Source organism: Actinomyces massiliensis 4401292 (assembly GCF_000269805.1).
Classification (GTDB): Bacteria; Actinomycetota; Actinomycetes; order Actinomycetales; family Actinomycetaceae; genus Actinomyces; species Actinomyces massiliensis.
Genome location: NZ_JH711482.1, coordinates 179,674 through 196,846, shown reverse-complemented (window position 1 = coordinate 196,846; position 17,173 = coordinate 179,674). Strand labels below are relative to the sequence as shown.

The window sequence follows — 17,173 nt, the reverse complement described above, 5'->3', positions numbered from 1 at the left end:
CGAGTCGCCGCGCGCCCCATGAACAGGGGAGCCGACACAGCTGGACTTGGCTGCCGACTTCCTCCGACGCCCGACTACCGGGTCGTCAAAGCGTTCTCACGCGGCATCGAAGGTGACCACGGAATCGATCGGACGTCCCGGAAGCTTCTCCCGACCGCCGAGTCCAGTGAGTTCCAGAAGCATGCAGATCGCCTCGATCGAGGCACCGGCCTGTTCGAGCAGTTCGATCGAAGCGGAAGCCGTTCCGCCAGTGGCCAGGACGTCGTCGATGACCAGCACGCGCTGGCCGGGCACAACCGTGTCCGGACGGACCTCCATCCGGGCGGTCCCGTACTCCAATGTGTAGTCGACGCCGATGACCGGTCCGGGCAGCTTGCCTCCCTTGCGGACGGTGATCATGCCGATGCCCAGACGCACGGCCAAGGGGGCGGCGAGAATGAAGCCGCGCGACTCCAGACCGGCCACTGCATCGACCCGGCCGGCGTAATGAGCCGCCAGGCCCTCGATGAAGGCGCCGAAAGCCCGCCCATCGGCCAGCAGCGGAGTAATGTCCCTGAACAGGACCCCGGGTTGGGGGAAGTCCGGCACCTCGCGGAGGTGATCCATGACGAGCTGGGTCAGCTCGGGCGGCAAGGTGGGGCGATTCGTCATGAGCGCCTGTTCTTCCTCTTCGGCTGCGCGGAGACACCCAGGTGATGCCCTGGGACGAGGGGCGAGGCCGCCGGTGCGGCAACAATCGCGGCCAGGGCCTCGTCGTCGTCACCCGCCTGGGTGACGCGCTGGGCACGAGCGGCCTCGACGCGCTTGGCCTGCTCGACAATGCTCTTCTCGCGGCTGCGCAGATCGACGAGCAACGGCGTGGCCAGGAAGATCGAGGACAGCGTTCCCGCAATCATGCCGATGAACAAGGTCAGCGCAATGTCCCGCAGGGTGCCCGCACCCAGGATGAAGGCGCCGACCACCAGCAGCGAGGCGACGGGCAGCACGCCCACCACCGAGGTGTTGATCGAGCGGATGAAGGTCTGGTTGACCGCGAGGTTGGCCAGCTCGGCGTACGTCGAGCGCGTCTGCGCCTCGTAGTGCGAGGTGTTCTCACGGATCTTGTCGAAAACGACCACCGTGTCGTACAAGGAGTACCCCAGGATGGTCAGCACGCCGATAATGGTGGCGGGAGTGACCTCGAACCCTGAGGCGGCGTAGATGCCGATGGTCACGATGATGTCGTGGCTCAAGGCGAGCAGGGCGGCCGCCGCCATCTTCCATGTGCGGAAGTAGATCCAGATGAGAGCCCCGACGAGCAGGAAGAAGATCACCAGACCTCGCGCAGCCTTGCTGGTCACATCTGCGGACCAGGTCGGACCGATGGTGGTGGCCGAGACGCTGCCCGAATCCACGTCGTATGCGGTGGCTAGAGAGGAGGCCAGTTCGTCGAGCTGGGCCTTGTCCAGCTCATTGGTCTGAATCCGTACGGATGAGGCCCCCATCGTGGTGACGCTCGAACCCGAGGACAGGTCTTTATCGGCCAGTACATCGTTGCCCGGCCCCTCCGAGGGATCGGCCACCCCGGTGACGGTGACCTCCGAGCCGCCCTTGAAGTCGATGCCCGGGTTGAGTCCGGGCTTGACGACGAGAACAGCGGAGAGGGCGATGACGACGATGGCGATGGTGTACCAGATGCGCCGTTTGGCGATGAAGGGCAGAGAGGTCTTGCCCGAGTAGAGATCATTGCCCAGCGCGGCGAGGGAGATCACTTCGTCTCACCGTCCTTTCCGGTGGTGGAGTCGACATCCACGGCAATGCCCTCGTCCGGCGCATCCGTCTGAGCACCGTCGGCGGAGACTCCCTCCTCCTCGGCAGCCGTCCTCCTGCGCGCCTCGGCCTTGCGCCGGGCCAGAGAGCCCACGGCGGAATCGATGACGGCCTCGCGGCCCTTTCCGTAGGCGGCCAGGGAACGCGCCCCGAGATGCTCAGGATCCAGGCCCGATAGGCGATGCCCTTCACCGAAGAACGCGAAGCGCAGGATCCAAACCATCATCGGGTGGGTGAACAGGATGATGACCGCCAGGTCGACCACCGTGGTGACGCCCAGGGTGAAGGCGAATCCCTGCACACCGCCCACAGCCAGGAAGTACAGCACGACGGCGGCCACCAGGTTGACGGTGTCGGAGACGATGATCGTCTGCCGGGCGTGCTTCCAGCCCTCGTCCACGGCGGCCACCAGGGTGCGTCCGTTACGGACCTCATCGCGCACGCGCTCGAAGTAGATGATGAAGGAGTCCATCGTGATGCCGATGGAGATGATGAGCCCCGCCACACCGGCCAGGGACAACCGGTATCCCATCGACCAGCTCAGGAGTGCGATCGCCAGATAGGTGCCGGCGGCCGCGACGATGAGGGAGGCCACGGCGACCACGCTCAGTCCGCGGTACTGCCACGCCAAGTAGACGATGATGAGGGCGAAGCCGATGAGCCCGGCGATCAGACCGTTTCGCAATTGCTCGGTGCCCAGAGTGGCCGAGACCTGCTGCTCGGACTGAACGGTGAAGCTCAGCGGCAGAGATCCAAAGGACAGCTGATTGGCCAATGTGTTGGCCTGGGCCTGAGTGAAGTTGCCGGTGATCTGGACGCGGCCGTCGGTGATGGCACTGGTGACATCCGGATTGAACCCCGAGGACATGATGGTCAGCCCGTCCAGAACGATGGCGAACTGGGCCTTCTGCGAATCCGGGGATTGCCCGTTGGGCTGACCGCTGGAGGCGGCCGCCGCCTTATCGCGATAGGCGATGAGACGCTCCGAAACCTCTGAGAATTCCTCGGTGCCCTCGGCGTTGAACTCCAGGGAGACGACCCACTTGTTAGTGGTCGTTCCCTGGCTGGTGGTCTCCAGACCGGAGGCGGCGTTGGCGATATCCGTGCCCGCGATGTCAGCGGGACCGAGGATGTAGGCCTGTCCCGTGCCGTCCTTGTCGCAGGAGATCACGGCCTTGGCAGGATCCTGCGTTTCGCCGGTGAGGTTGTCCGACGCCGTGCAATCCATCATGTAGGCGTCGTAGATCATCTTCTCGCTGATCCACGAGTCCGAGGAATTGTCCTCCGATGTCGCCGGCAAGGGATCCTCGCTGATAGTCCCGTCGCCATTGGCGTCCGAGACCTGCGTGGCGACCTCCTCGGCAGTGACGGGAGTCGGCTCGGCGCTCGGAGCATCGGTGGCCTCGGCGGCAGGATCAGCGGGCGCCTCAGTCGGATCAGCGGGAGCGTCGGTCTGCTCGGTCTGCTCCGCCTCGCCCTCGGCCGGTGCCCCACTCGGTTCGACCGCGGCGGGAGCCTCACTCGCCGCATCATCCGCAGTGGGCGATGCGGTGGCCTGGGCGATGCGCTGGTTGTAGTTGTCCGCGAGTGAACTCGCACTTCCCTGAATGATCCGGATGACCGGCCGGAAGTAGAGCACAGCAGAGGTTCGCACGAGCTCGAGCGTGTCCTGACTGGGGGATCCCGGCAGCGAGACCACGATGTTCTGCCCGCCCTGGCGGGAAATCTGCGCCTCGGCGACGCCGGAGGCGTCGACACGCTGTCGAATGATCTCGATGGCCTGGTTGACATCCTCATCGGTGATCTCGGAGCCGTCGGACGTCGTGGGCGTCAGGATGATCTGCGTGCCGCCCTCGAGATCCAGCGCCAGGCCCGGGGTCATTGACGTGCGGCCGGTATAGGCGCCGGCGTAGAGCCCGCCGAAACCGATCACAATGATGAGAAGCAGCATCAGAAGGCGGCGCCCCGGATGCTTCGTCTGCTTGGTGGACACGCGGTCCCTTCCTCAGGAGGTGGTGCGGCTCATGCCGCTCAGAATATGTCTGGTGCGTTCAGGCCCGCGAAGCCTTGTCGTCGGCTTCTTCAGCCTTGTCGGCCTTTTCAGCCTCTTCGGTTTCTTCGGCAGCCCCGGCCTCATCGGAAGCGTCAGTCGGGTCAGCAGTCGGATCAGCAGTCGAGTCAACATCGTCAGCCTTGTCCGTGACCTCGCCAGTTTCGGCGTCATCGACCTCGTGGTCGGCCGCTTCGGCATCCTCGGAGTCATCGGACTCGGCGGCGAAGGGCGGCTCCTCCGCCTCGATGATGGCGGACTTGGCCCACAGCGACTCATCCCCGAGCGGGGTGGCGAGGGTCACGACGTCACCGCTGACCTCGACCACCGTGCCGTAGAAGCCTGCGCGCGTACGCACCCAGTTCCCCGGAACGAGCGCCTCGTTGGTACGACGCTCCTGCTCGGCGAGCATCTTCTTCTGCTGCGCACGCGAGAAACGAGACAGGCCCCAGAAGACGAGCAGCATGATGGCGAATATGACGAGCATCCGACTATCCATGAACGGCGACTTTCGTTTGTTCGAGAGATCCTCTTGTCAAGAGGAACGACCGTGCAGAGTCTAGGCCACCGGGCTGCGCGGTCGCGTGTGAGACATGACCGCTACGATCACGGGACAGCCTCACCATACGGGAACGGCGGTGAGGAGGTGAGGATCGGTCTGCCGCGTCACTCTGAGATCACTCTCATCACTCTGATTCACTGCGCTCAGGTGAACAGAACCCCTTCGGCGGGCGGTCTCATCCCCATGTGCTCGTAGGCCGCCGGCGTCGCCATGCGGCCTCGGGGCGTGCGCACGATCAGTCCCTCGCGGAAGAGGAACGGCTCAGCCACGGTCTCAATGGTCTCGGGCTCCTCCCCCACGCTGACCGCCAGCGTCGTCAGCCCCACCGGGCTTCCGGAGAAGCGGGAGCACAGAGCCTCCAGGACCGAGCGATCGAGGCGGTCCAGGCCCAGGGCATCCACCTCGAAAACCTCCAGGGCGCCGCGGGCGGCCTCCAGGTCCAGACGCCCCGGCGTGCCGTGCACCTCCGCCCAGTCCTGGACGCGGCGCAGCAGGCGATTGGCGATGCGGGGAGTCCCGCGTGAGCGACTCGCCAGCTCCCGGGCCGCCTCGGCGTCGATGGCCACACCGAGCAGCCCGGCGGAGCGGGAGATGATGCGAACCAGATCGGCCGGGTCGTAGTACTCCAGGTGACCGGTGAAACCGAATCGGTCGCGCAGCGGTGCCGGCAGCAGCCCTGCGCGGGTCGTGGCACCCACCACCGTGAAGACGGGCAGTGTCAGCGGGATCGAGGTCGCACCGGGGCCCTTGCCCACGACGATATCGACCCGGTAGTCCTCCATGGCCAGGTAGAGCATCTCCTCGGCGGTGCGGGCCAGGCGGTGGATCTCATCGATGAACAGAACGTCGCCCTCCTCCAGGGAGGACAGGATGGCGGCCAGATCGCCGGCGTGCTGGATGGCGGGGCCGGAGGTCAGCCGCAAAGAGCCCTCGACCTCGGCGGCGATGATCATGGCCAGGGTCGTCTTCCCCAGACCGGGCGGGCCCGAGAGCAGGACGTGGTCGGGAGTGGCGCCACGCGCCAGGGCGGCGCGCAGCACCACCGAGAGCTGGCCGCGCACGACCTGCTGCCCCACGAAGTCCTCCAGGCGCTTGGGCCTCAGGGCCGCCTCGGCGGCGCGCTCGACGTCATCGGCACCGCCCGTCACCAGCCGGTTGTCCGCCCCCTGCGCGGAGGTGAATTCCTTATCCACGACTGGCGCCTCCCAGCCTGCGCAGTGAGGCGCGCAGCAGCTCGGGCACGCTCGGCTCGGCATTCTCCGCCGCCTGCTCCGACTCGACAGCGGCCACGGCCCGGGCGGCGACGGCCTCATTCCAGCCGAGCTGGACCAGGGCGGCGACGACATCCGGGTGCGGCTGATCGGCCCCCGTCACCGGGGCAGCAGGCTCGGAACTGTCACCCGTGGGCGCACCGAGCTTATCGCCAATGTCGATGATGACCCGCTGCGCGCCCTTGGGGCCCAATCCCGGCACGCGCTTGAGGGCGGCGACATCCTGAGCGGCGATCGCCCGGCGCAGGGCATCGGGAGTGTGAACCGCGAGTACGGCCAGCGCCAGCTTGGCGCCCACTCCCTTGGCGCCCAGCAGCACGCGGAAGCAATGGCGCTCATCAGCGTCGGCAAAGCCGAACAGAGTCATGGAGTCCTCGCGCACAAGGAGCTCGGTGTGCACATGGCCCTCCTCGCCGACGCGCAGCCCGGCCAGAGTGGCGGGCGTCGCCTGGAAGGCCATGCCGACACCCCCGACCTCGATGATCGCCCCGGTCAGTGAGACCTCGAGGACGGTTCCGCGCAGTGACGCGATCATGCGGACGAGCTCCTTGGATAGAGGCGAATCGAACACCTGTTCACAGGTTAGCAGCAGGCGGCAGGGGCAGCGGTAGCGCACGCGCCAACGCGCGCAGCATCACAAGCCGTCATCGCCGATACCGAGGATCGACGGCTCCCGTGCGCCGGGCGGCGGCCTGGGCGGCCGCCCACCGTTGTTGGGCAGGAGTACGCGCCGATGCCCTGACCGAGCCGCCTGCCGAGACCATCTCAGTGGAGCCGTCCACGCCCGTCCCTCCCCCGCGCCATCCATGGCAGATCGCCTGGGCGACGGCGTCGGCGGCATCGGCGGGCCTGGGCGCTTCGGCAAGCCCCAGGATCCGCTGCACCATGGTCTGGACCTGAGACTTGGACGCGGTGCCCGAACCGGTCACCGCCGCCTTCGCCTCACTGGGGGTGTGCTGGGCGACCTCGAGATCGGCTCGGGCGCCGGCGACCATGACCACGCCCATCACCTGGGCCACGCCGATGACCGACCGCAGGTTGTCCTGGGCGAAAACGCGCTCAACGGACACGGCTGTCGGCCCCAGACGAGCGATCCAGTCCTCGATCGCCTCCGCGATCGCGAGCAGGCGCAGCTCAGGGCTCTGCGATGGCGGCGTGCGCACCACCCCCGCCTCTACGAGTCTGGCCCGACGGCGCGGATCGATGTCGACGCAGCCGAGTCCGCAGCGGGTCAGACCGGGATCCACCCCGAGCACACGCTGCTGCGCGACGGCAATGCGGGCGGAGGCGGTAGCGGTATAGGCGGTATGGCCTGGGGAGTTCAGGACGGGCTCACTCGTCGTCAAGCTGGGCGGCGACCTCTGGGGAGATGTCCACCGACGTGAAAACGTTCTGGACGTCGTCGAGATCCTCAAGAGCATCGATCAGCCGCATCACCTTGCGAGCACCATCGAGATCGACCTCCACCTTGGTACCGGCCAGGAACTGGGACTCGGCGGAGTCGTACTCCATGCCCGCCTCGGTGACGGCATTGCGTACGGCGATGAGGTCCGAGGAATCACTGATGACCTCGAAGGACTCCGGCCCCTCGAGAACCTCCTCGGCCCCGGCGTCGAGCACCGCCATGAGGATCGTGTCCTCATCAATGCCGTCCGCCTTGGCGATCTCCACCACGCCCTTGCGCGAGAAGTTGTAGGCCACCGAACCGGGGTCGGCCAGGCTGCCCCCCGTACGGGTGAAGGCAACGCGGACGTCGGAGGCCGCCCGATTGCGGTTGTCGGTCAGGCACTCGACGAGGAAGGCCACGCCCGCGGGCCCGTAACCCTCGTACATGATGGTCTGCCAGTCGGCGCCGCCGGCCTCCTCGCCGCTGCCGCGCTTGACGGCGCGGGTGATGTTGTCGGCCGGCACGGAGTTCTTCTTCGCCTTCTGGATGGCGTCGAAAAGCGTCGGATTGCCAGCGGGATCGGCGCCGCCGGTGCGCGCCGCAACCTCGATGTTCTTGATCAAACGGGCGAAGAGCTTGCCGCGCTTAGCGTCAATCGCAGCCTTCTTGTGCTTGGTGGTGGCCCACTTGGAGTGTCCCGACATGTGTTCTCCTGGGTGTTGATCCGGGTACGCGCCCCGAGCAGGGACGCCACGCTGCAGCCGTGGGCCGACGCGACCCACGGAGAACCTCGAACATCCTAGCGCGACCGCCCGCGCTCACTCATCGCTCTCCTCACGGATCGTGAGCAGGGCTCCGTCCCATCCGTGCAGCAGTCGTCGGACGAGCCCCGGCAGGATCCTGGGGTACACGGTCATCCCCGAACCGGCGGCGGCATCGAGCTCGTCCAAGGACCACCAGCGCAGCGAGTCGAGCACGTCCCGCTCTACAGCAGTCCACCCGCTGCGATCCATCTGGCCGTCCTCTCCGCGTACGGCATCTGCCCGGGCCGCCGCCTGAGCATCGAGTCGGGCGAGGTAGAACAGCTCCTCCTGGCGGCAGGTGACGAGGTTGAAGGCGAAATGCGCGCTTCGCTCGATGACGGGCCCCTCCAGATCGGCAACGGTCAGGCGCACACCAGTCTCCTCGGCGAGTTCGCGCAGCGCCCCCTGCTTCGGGTCCTCGCCCGGCAGCATGCCGCCTCCGGGCGTGAAGGCCCAGGTGCGCCCGGCATCGGCGAAGTCGTGCCCGACCACGAGCAGCACAGCCGGGTCGGGCATCTGGCGCAGCACGATGACCCTGGCCGCGCGGCGCGAGGGCAGGCCCTCATGATTCAAGGCCCACTCGCTCGGATCGAGGATCTCTCGCCAGTTATCCGGCACGCGGCGGGGATCCCGGCCGTCATCGGTCACATGCGGCACCGCGCCCCCCTTCCAGGGTCTTCCAGGGAGGCCGTCATGCCTGCCCGGTGAAGATGCGGCGTGATGAGGACATCGTCTCCAGCAGGGAGGTCTCCTGGGCGGCGAAATCGGCCGCGGCATGACCGTCGAGCGCCTGCTGACGCAACTGCGCCAGTTCCGACGACGTCTTCAGAAAGGTGCGCATGGCACTCAGCGCCCGCGGCCCCCGGCTCCTGGCCCACCGTCTGGCGGCCGAACGCCCCGAATTAGTGGTGAGCATGGTGATCTCGGCGGGTGCGAGCCAGCCGGCCCGATGGTAGTCGTACAAGCGCGCACGTATCGTCATGCGCTCGCTCCACCGCAGCCAGATGACCACCCCGACCCAGGCTACGAAGAGCGGCACCTCAATGAGGAAGTAGATGATGATCCCCTGGCCGAAGCCCCCGCTCCAGACGACTCCGTTCCAGAAGGCGTGCAGCACGATCGCCGCCGCCAGTCCCAGCGGCGTCATCCAGACCCAAGCGACCGAGGAGCGCATGCGTGCGCTCACGCCGATGGCGAGCCCGGTGCACGCGGTGAAGGTCACATGCGCGAAAGGCGACACGATACCGCGCATAATGAACGTGAAGACCAACTCGACAGAGTCGGCAGACCTGATGAAGTACAGGATGTTCTCCGCGAAGGCGAAGCCTCCGGCCACGACGCAGGCGTAGACGATGCCGTCCACGGGTCCGTTGAAGAGGCGGCGCCATATCAGGAAGATGATGAGCACGCCCAGGGCCTTGGTGGATTCTTCGACGATGGGCGCCGACACAACCCGGGAGAAGAGCTCCGTCCCGGATTTGCTGCCGGTGGAGGACGCTACGAGGAAAGACGCCGAGGTGTTGATCACCAGCGAGATCACCGTGGCCACGCCGGCACCCCACAGGAAGGCGGCACTCAGGATCCCCGGAGGCTCCGGCTCCCACCTGTCGATCCACCAGACCGCCGCCACGACCATGCACAGAGGCACGAGTGCCAGCGCCAGCGCCATCCACCCCATCATGCCGGTGAACCCGGAGGACTGCGCGGCCGAGAAGTAGATGACGACCAGCATGGTCAGCAGTCCCAGGCCACCGACCACCGTGAGCACGATGGTGGCGATGCGACCTCGGCGACGCTCCGAGGAGACCTGCGGAGTCCACTCGAACGGCAGCGGCGCGCTCGCCGCTGTCACGGGATACGCGGCGCCAGTCCGATAGGCCGAACGCCGGTAGCCAGGACGCGGAGACCAGCCGTTGGCAGGGGGCATGGACGTGCTCACGCGGAGCCTCCGTTCGTGGGATCCTCTGCCGTGCCGGTGACGGGCTCCGCCACCGGCGCGGCATCATCATCGATGTCGAAGGTCTGGGGCATGGGGGCATGACCGGCCAGGTGGAGGCAGCGCACCAGGACGGAGGAGCGCAGACGCCGAGCCGCGGCCACATGGGTGTTGTGGAAGCGCCTGGCCAGAACGAGCCGGTAGCAGGCCTTGTCGAGACGCGCCAGAGCATCGGCCGCCAGAGGCCGGGCGGTCAGAGCCGCGCGGGCCTGGACATTCAGCACCGCACGCAGGACCCGTGACAGATCGGACTCGACCAGGGCCCGGCTCCGCTGGCCAGAAGAATCCGCGGCGTCCGGATCCAAGCCGTCCTCGACGACCGGCCCATCGCAGTCGAGGGCATCGTGCGCCGCGCGAGACAGCAGGACGGCGGAAGCCGGGTCAAGGGCGCCGGTGGCCGCGAAATCGATGGCCGCCTGACCACGATGCACCAACTGCGCCTCCAGGGTCGCTCGCGACCCCAGGACCTGTCTGTGAAGTCGATCCACCCGCAGAGCCACGGCATAGAGGACCCATCCCAGAGCCAGCAGGAGGAGGGTCACGGCGAGAACGAGCAGCACGATGGTGGACACGGCTCAGTCCTCCAGGGCGTCGCGCAGGCGCCCCACCATGGTGCGCGATCCCGGCGCCATGGTCACTCGGGTGTGGGCGGTGGACAGCGCCATGTCGTAGACATCGAGCACGGAATCGGTGACGGTCGACCAGTCGTACCTGTCCACCACAGCGGACGCCGCGTCACGCCGCGCATCTGCAGCATGGGTATCGGTGAGCGTGTCCACAATGGCGCGGGCCAGGTCCGCTCCATCGCCGTTGCGGAACAACGCCCCGTAAGCGCCTCCGTCGAGAACATCGGAGAACGCTTCCAGATCCGAGGCGACGACCCGGGTGCCTGCGGCCATAGCCTCCACGAGCACGATCCCGAAGGACTCACCGCCGGTTTGAGGCGCCACATAGCACGATGCCGAAGCGAGCAGGGTCGCCTTATCCGCATCCGAAACGCCACCGAGGAAGGTCACGGCATCACCGTATCGGGACAGGGCGGCGCGCTGGGCCTCGGCCTCACCACGACCGGCGATGAGGAAGCGGGCTGCGGGAACTCTCTCCAGAACGGTCGGAATGGCCGCGGCCAGCACCTGCAGTCCTTTTCGGGGTTCATCCAGACGCCCCAGGAAAGCGATCGTGGGTGCCTCGGCCGTGCCGAGGAAGCGAGGGTCGTCCTTGGCGGCGGAGGCGAACGGAGCGACATAGACGCCGTTGGGGATCACCACGGCGTCACCGCCGTGGTACTGAATGAGCGTGCGGCGCGCCTCCTGGGACACGGCGATGCGAGCAGTGATCCGCTCCATGAGAGGCGCTGTGGCCGTGGAGAGCAGCTCACGGGCCAGGGAACGGGCCAGGGCGGCGTGAAAAGTCCCCACCACCGGGCAGGTCGCGGCCTGCAGGGCAAGCATGCCGACGTTGGGAGCGATCGGCTCGTGGATGTGAAGCAGATCGAAGTCGTGGCCCTCAAGCCAGCGACGGGCCCGGCGGGCCACGACCGCACCGAAGTTGAGGCGGGCGATCGAGCCGTTGTACGGGATGGGGATCGAATCGCCCGCGGAGGTGACCCAATCAGGAAGCTCGGTGTCGGCCGCGGCAGGCGCCAGCACCCGCACGTCATGACGCCGGCCGCGCAGCTCGGCGGCCAGATCCATGACATGGGCCTGCACTCCTCCGTGCGCGTCCAGCGAGTACGGGCAGACGATGCCAATCTTCATGCGCCTGCCTCCTGCAGCGCATGGCTGCGCGCCAGGCGCTCATGGTCGAGATCGGCGTCGAAGACGGGCTGGAGCATGTGCCAGTCGATGGCGTGCTTCGCCAGCAGCGGTCCCATGACGGCCGCCCAGGCGCGTGTATGCGCCACCACGCGTTCACGAATGCTCGATCCTTGAGGGCCTTGAGGACACGGAACCTCTCGCAGAGTCAGCACTAGGCCCCACCGCGACCCGGCCGCTCGGCGTCTGTCACCCGAGAGAATCTCGTAATGAATGGTCCCGGCGTACAGGGGGAGGCCCAGCCGCTGTGCCAGGGCGGCGGGTCCAGCGGCGAAACGCGCAACATGACCGCACAGATCCACCTCCACACCGGAGGCGGACAGATCACGGTCGGCCAGCAGCGGTATGACGTAGGGCCCGCCCTCCTGAGCGGCGTCCACAAGCCGGTCGAACACCCTCTCACCACGCCCCTGGCCGATGATCGTCATGCCGAGCCCCTCGCGAAAGCTGACGAACTGCTCGAACAGATCCACCGGCTCGAGTCGCTCGGCCACGGTCAGCACGGGAGCCAGCCGTCGGCACGCCCAGGCGCCCGCGAGATCCCAATTGCCCATGTGACTCATGGCCAGCACGATCGAGCCCCGCTCGAGATCGGCACGCACCTGTGGAGACATATCGGTTCGCACGCGCGCGAGGATCTGCTCCTCGCTCATGCCGGACAGAGCGAAGGCCTCGTAGAAGTAGCGCATATAGGAGCGCATGGCCTTCCGGGAGGCCATGCGCACCCGTCCCGGAGTCGTGGAGGCGGGCAGAACACGCGCCAGGTTCTTCTCGAGCTGTCCGACTCCGACAAGTCCGCCGCCCAGCCGGTGCAGCCCCCATGCGGCGTCGGCCCCGACGCGGAACAGTCCGTAGCCCAACGGCGCCGGCAGCGCGCGCATGTGCCGCCAGGCGAAGCGGTACACATCGTTGACGGCGATACGCATGCCCCTCATACGCTCGTCTCCTGCTCGACGCCGTCCGCGGCGATCGCCCGGCCGGCCATCTGACGGCTAACCACGACAATGCGCTGGACGACGGTGATGAAGGACGCCAGCGCTACATAGCCGAGAGCCGCGGAGAGCACCCACTGGGGCGCTCCGAGCCCGACCACGAAGGTCGCCACCAGGGCGACCACCAGACGGTCGGTGCGCTCGGCGATCCCGACCGAGGCGGTCGCACCGATGGATTCGGCGCGGGCGCGGGCATAGGGGACGACGGCGGCCAGCACGACGCATGCCAGGGCGAGGCAGACGGTTGCGACGTGCAGGAAGGCGCTGTCCGTCTTCATGGACAGCGCCGCCCAGGCGGCCAGGGAGGCGAAGATGGCGCCATCGGCGAGGCGATCGAGCGTGGAATCCAGGAACGCGCCGAAAACCGAGCTGCGCCCTATGGCACGGGCGAGGATGCCATCGAAGGAGTCTCCTATGAGAACAACCCCGAGCAGGGGCGGACCCATGATGAAACGCCCCTGAGGAAGGGTCGCCACCGCCACGCCCACCGACAGGACCGTGCCGACCACGGTGAGCATGTTGGGAGTGATCCCGACCCGGGCCATGGCGAGCGCGGGACGGGTGAGCAGTGCCTTTGTCAAGCCTCGGCCGTGCTGTCCGAGCATGGAGTCCTTACAAAGTCGTCGGAGCGGTCTCCCAGGCCGAGGCGAGCTGGTCGCGCTGATCGCCCAGGAGCTGGGGAACGGGTTTCGTCTTACCGATTATGGGCATGAAGTTGGCGTCGCCAGTCCAGCGCGGGACGATGTGCTGATGGAGATGCGCAGCGATACCGGCTCCAGCGATCTCGCCCTGGTTCATCCCCAGATTGAAGCCGTGGGGATGGCAGACCGAGCGAACGACCTCCATGGCCCGGGCCGTCAGTCTTCCGATCTCAATGCGCTCGGCATCGGTGGCCTCGGTCCAGTCCGAGATATGGCGATAAGGGCACACGAGGAGATGTCCCGTGTTGTACGGGTAGAGGTTCATGAGCACATAGGCGCTCTCGCCCCGATAGACGATCAGGGCCTGCCGGTCCTGCCGGTCGGGAGCCGTGCAGAAGGGGCATTGGCTGCTCGAGGAGTCCTCGGGCTTGTCCTGGCCCTCGATGTAGACCATGCGGTGAGGAGTCCACAGCCGTCCGAAAGGATCGGGGGTGTCGGCATGCTGGAAGGGAGCCTCAATGCGCACACCGTCCACCACGGCGCCCTCCGGCTCCACCGGATGATCCGGGAGCGGGTTCGGTCCGGCCGTCGCATCCGCAGCAGAATCGGGGTCGAGGCGCTCAGTCACGGTGGAGCCTCTCCCCCGCCGGGTCGTTGACCCGGTCCGCGATCACGGCGGCGATGTGGGCCACGGCCTCCTCAACCGGGACGCCGTTGGTCTGCTCCCCGTCGCGGAAGCGGAAGGAGACGGCGCCGGCCTCAACGTCCTCTCCCCCGGCGATCAGGGTGAAGGGGACCTTGTCCTTGGAGGCGTTGCGGATCTTCTTGCCGAAGCGGTCATCGGAGTGGTCCACCTCGACCCGCACACCCTCGGCGCGCAGCCGGGCGGCGACGCCGTCGACGTAGTCGTCGAAGGCCTCGGCCACGGGCACGAGCCTGACCTGGACGGGTGCCAGCCAGGCGGGGAAGGCCCCCGCGTAGTGCTCGGTGAGCACGCCGATGAAGCGCTCCACGCTGCCCAGCTTGGCGGAGTGAATCATGATGGGGCGCTGATGGGTGCCGTCGGGGGCGGTGTACTCCAGGTCGAAGCGCTCGGGCTGGTTGAAGTCGTACTGGATGGTGGACATCTGCCAGGTGCGGCCGATGGCGTCCTTGACCTGGACGGAGACCTTGGGGCCGTAGAAGGCGGCGCCGCCCGGATCCGGGACCACCTCCAGCCCAGAGGCGTCGCAGGCGTCCTGGAGGGCCTTGGTGGCGGCGGCCCAGTCGGCGTCCGAGCCGATGAACTTGTCCTTCTTGGCACCGTCCTCGTCCCTGGTAGACAGCTCCAGGTAGAAGTCGTCCAATCCGAAGTCGGAGAGGATGGACAGGAAGAAGTCGATCTGGGCGCGGATCTCCTGGCCCGCCTGCTCGGGCGTGCAGTAGGTGTGGGAGTCGTCCTGGGTGAATCCGCGCATGCGGGTCAGGCCGTGCACCACGCCGGACTTCTCGTAGCGGTAGTCGTGCCCCATCTCGAAGAACCTCAGCGGCAGTTCGCGGTAGGACCGGCCCCGGGACCGGAAGATGAGGTTGTGCATCGGGCAGTTCATGGCCTTGAGGTAGTACTCCTGGCCCGCCTTGGTGATGTTGCCCTCGGCGTCGCGCTCCTCATCGGCGAGCATGGGCGGGAACATGGTGTCGGCGTAGTAGGGCAGGTGGCCCGAGGTGTGGAACAGGCCGCCCTTGGAGATCTCGGGGGTGTGCACGAAGTCGAAGCCGTACTCCATGTGGCGCCTGGTCACATGGCTCTCGATCTCGTGGCGCAGCATGGCGCCCTTGGGGTGGAAGACCACGAGGCCCGGGCCGATCTCCTCGGGGAAGGAGTACAGGTCGAGGTCGGCGCCGAGCTTGCGGTGATCGCGCTTGGCGGCTTCGGCCAGGCGGGTCTGGTAGGCCTTGAGGTCCTCCTTGGAGGCCCAGGCGGTGCCGTAGATGCGCTGGAGGGAGTCGCCGGACTGGTCGCCCTTCCAGTAGGCCGAGGAGGACTTGGTCAGGGCGAAGCCCTGCCCGATGAGGCGGGTGGAGGGCAGGTGGGGGCCGCGGCACAGGTCGCTCCAGGCCACGGTCCCGTCCCGGCGGACGTTGTCGTACATGGTGAGGCCGCCCTGGCCCACCTCCACCGAGGCGCCTTCGGCCCCGGCGCCCTTGGTGGTGATGAGCTCGAGCTTGTAGGGCTGGTCGGCCAGCTCGACCCGGCCCTCGTCCTCGGTGATGTCCCGGCGCACGAAGCGCTGGCCCTCCTTGACGATGCGCTTCATGCGCTTCTCGATATCGCGCAGCAGCTCGGGCGTGACAGCGTCGATGCCGCCGAAGTCGTAGTAGAAGCCGTCGGAGATGAAGGGGCCGATGCCGAGATTGACGTCGGGGAACAGATCCTGGACCGCCTGGGCCATGACGTGGGTGGCGCTGTGGCGCAGGATGTTCAGCCCGTCCTCGGAAGCGAGTGTGATGGGTTCAATACTCGCCCCCGCAGGAATGACCCGGTCCAGGTCCCACGGCGCACCGTCCACCTTCATGGCGACGACGTCGCGATCCTGACTGAAGAGCGAAGATCCTGTGGTGCCCGCCTCGATACTGCGCGCGGCGCCGTCGAGAGTGATGTCGATGGTGGGCTGGGATGGCACGGGTCTGCTCCTGACGTGTTGCGGCCGGGCGCTGTACTGGTGCACCCGCTAACTGCGGGGAGTCTACCCGGCGGCGGCCGGCACTTCAGACGCCCAGACGGTCTCGCAACAGGTTGCGCGCGCGGCGCGCTCGAACCAGAGCGGCATAGACGGTCTTATGGATGGGAATGTCCCAGGCGCCATCGACCTCGGTGGCGTGATGCGCGAAGCGCTTCTTGTACCGACCGACCCCGTAGAGCTCGGGCACTCGGGCGGAGTCCGCCCCCATGAGATCGAAGGACTCCTTGCCCTCAGCGGCCAAAGTGCAGGCCACGAACCAGTCGAGCGCCTCAGCGCCGCGGAATCCTCGCGATTCATCAGATGAGGCCCCGTAGTAGGCGACGGTCGCCTTTCCGGAGACGGTGACGAGGTCCCAGCAGTGCGGCACACCGTCACGACGCAGGACGAAGAGCCTGGCGTGCTCCGGCCCCAGGGTGCGCAGCATGTCCCAGTAGACCTGGGAGGGGTGGGGACGGAAACCATCACGCTCGGCCGTGGTGACCATCACGGCGTAAACCTCGTCGAAGGCCTGGCGGCTCAAGCCGGTCTCCTCGGCCATGACGCAGTCGGCCTCGGCGGCGACCCGGGCGGCGCGCTTGACACCGCGACGACCGTCCTTGGGCATGGCCGCGGCGATGGCCTCGGGCTTGCGCGGCCGCAGGTCGATGACGAAGGTCCGGTCGTAGGTGATGGTCGAGAGCAGCTCATGGGTGTCCGGCGCCTGATACCGGGCATGCATCCGCACGAAGACGACACGGGAATCCTTCATCTTGACCTCCCGCATCAGGAGGGCGCGCAGATGCGCCTCGCGGTCGGGGCTCTGCTCCTTGAGCCAGACCGGCCCGTGCTTGGCCCACAGGAAGCGCCGTCCCGCGATCTCATAGCGGTAAAGGGCGACGACGGCGACGGGCTTGCCCTCGGCCTCGTACACATAGCGCCCGAACAAGGGGTGGCCCTGACTGGCCTCATAGGCCTCCCAGGGCTCCAGCTGCTCGATGGGCGCGGGGGTGCAGCCGATGGCCAGACGCATATCCCGCGCTGAGATGGGACGGAGGCTCTCGGAGCGCGAGTTCGTACGGGACGCGTGAGTCATGGAGCCTCCAGGTCAAGTGAGGTGTCGAAACTGGGATGTCAAGCCGGGCCGGG

Annotated in this window: 17 protein-coding genes; all 17 read right to left on the bottom strand. The window is 67.3% G+C overall.

The annotated features are described in order from the left end of the window. Positions 1–96: 96 nt before the first annotated feature. Entirely contained in the window at positions 97–651 is a 555-nt protein-coding gene (locus W5W_RS0109315) for an adenine phosphoribosyltransferase (RefSeq protein WP_008730059.1), read from the bottom strand. Then, the gene (secF, locus tag W5W_RS0109310; RefSeq protein WP_008730024.1) at positions 648–1,751 is read right to left on the bottom strand and encodes a protein translocase subunit SecF; all 1,104 of its coding nucleotides are present in this window, start codon (positions 1,749–1,751) and stop codon (positions 648–650) included. The genes W5W_RS0109315 and secF overlap by 4 nt, the downstream gene beginning before the upstream one ends. Continuing rightward, positions 1,748–3,802 carry a protein translocase subunit SecD gene (gene secD / locus W5W_RS0109305; RefSeq protein WP_017195209.1) on the bottom strand — a complete coding sequence of 685 codons (2,055 nt, stop codon included), beginning with the start codon at positions 3,800–3,802 and terminating at the stop codon, positions 1,748–1,750. Before secD ends, secF begins: the two co-directional genes overlap by 4 nt. A 58-nt stretch (positions 3,803–3,860) precedes the next feature. Further along, positions 3,861–4,346 carry a preprotein translocase subunit YajC gene (locus tag W5W_RS14885; protein ID WP_017195208.1) on the bottom strand — a complete coding sequence of 162 codons (486 nt, stop codon included), beginning with the start codon at positions 4,344–4,346 and terminating at the stop codon, positions 3,861–3,863. A 218-nt stretch (positions 4,347–4,564) separates the two neighbouring features. After that, positions 4,565–5,614: a Holliday junction branch migration DNA helicase RuvB gene (ruvB, locus tag W5W_RS0109295; RefSeq protein ID WP_017195207.1), complete on the bottom strand. Its 1,050-nt coding sequence runs from the start codon at positions 5,612–5,614 to the stop codon at positions 4,565–4,567. Beyond that, the gene (gene ruvA, locus W5W_RS0109290) at positions 5,607–6,227 is read right to left on the bottom strand and encodes a Holliday junction branch migration protein RuvA (RefSeq protein WP_017195206.1); all 621 of its coding nucleotides are present in this window, start codon (positions 6,225–6,227) and stop codon (positions 5,607–5,609) included. The genes ruvB and ruvA overlap by 8 nt, the downstream gene beginning before the upstream one ends. Before the next feature lie 109 nt (positions 6,228–6,336). Continuing rightward, complete coding sequence (ruvC, locus tag W5W_RS0109285) at positions 6,337–6,948, bottom strand: crossover junction endodeoxyribonuclease RuvC (RefSeq protein ID WP_029574219.1); 612 nt, start codon at positions 6,946–6,948, stop codon at positions 6,337–6,339. Between the two features lie 76 nt (positions 6,949–7,024). After that, a complete protein-coding gene (locus W5W_RS0109280; RefSeq protein ID WP_008729993.1) occupies positions 7,025–7,783 on the bottom strand; it encodes a YebC/PmpR family DNA-binding transcriptional regulator in 759 nt (252 codons plus the stop codon). Positions 7,784–7,897: 114 nt separating this feature from the next. Beyond that, complete coding sequence (locus W5W_RS0109275; RefSeq protein WP_017195204.1) at positions 7,898–8,539, bottom strand: NUDIX hydrolase; 642 nt, start codon at positions 8,537–8,539, stop codon at positions 7,898–7,900. Between the two features lie 34 nt (positions 8,540–8,573). Then, a complete protein-coding gene (locus W5W_RS0109270) occupies positions 8,574–9,734 on the bottom strand; it encodes a PrsW family intramembrane metalloprotease (RefSeq protein ID WP_017195203.1) in 1,161 nt (386 codons plus the stop codon). Between the two features lie 83 nt (positions 9,735–9,817). After that, positions 9,818–10,450, bottom strand: a complete 633-nt coding sequence (locus W5W_RS0109265; protein ID WP_017195202.1) for a hypothetical protein — start codon at positions 10,448–10,450, stop codon at positions 9,818–9,820. A gap of 3 nt (positions 10,451–10,453) precedes the next feature. Continuing rightward, positions 10,454–11,635, bottom strand: a complete 1,182-nt coding sequence (locus tag W5W_RS0109260) for a glycosyltransferase family 4 protein (protein ID WP_017195201.1) — start codon at positions 11,633–11,635, stop codon at positions 10,454–10,456. Continuing rightward, complete coding sequence (locus W5W_RS0109255) at positions 11,632–12,627, bottom strand: phosphatidylinositol mannoside acyltransferase (RefSeq protein WP_017195200.1); 996 nt, start codon at positions 12,625–12,627, stop codon at positions 11,632–11,634. The genes W5W_RS0109260 and W5W_RS0109255 overlap by 4 nt, the downstream gene beginning before the upstream one ends. Further along, entirely contained in the window at positions 12,624–13,289 is a 666-nt protein-coding gene (gene pgsA, locus W5W_RS0109250; protein ID WP_017195199.1) for a phosphatidylinositol phosphate synthase, read from the bottom strand. The genes W5W_RS0109255 and pgsA overlap by 4 nt, the downstream gene beginning before the upstream one ends. A 7-nt stretch (positions 13,290–13,296) precedes the next feature. Continuing rightward, on the bottom strand, positions 13,297–13,881 hold the full coding sequence (locus W5W_RS0109245) for an HIT family protein (protein WP_193760088.1): 585 nt from the start codon (positions 13,879–13,881) through the stop codon (positions 13,297–13,299). Between the two features lie 64 nt (positions 13,882–13,945). Next, positions 13,946–15,988 (bottom strand): threonine--tRNA ligase, encoded by a 2,043-nt coding sequence (gene thrS, locus W5W_RS0109240; protein WP_017195198.1) that lies wholly within the window; start codon positions 15,986–15,988, stop codon positions 13,946–13,948. A gap of 85 nt (positions 15,989–16,073) precedes the next feature. Then, on the bottom strand, positions 16,074–17,120 hold the full coding sequence (locus W5W_RS0109235) for a lipid II:glycine glycyltransferase FemX (protein WP_017195197.1): 1,047 nt from the start codon (positions 17,118–17,120) through the stop codon (positions 16,074–16,076). Between the last annotated feature and the right edge of the window lie 53 nt (positions 17,121–17,173).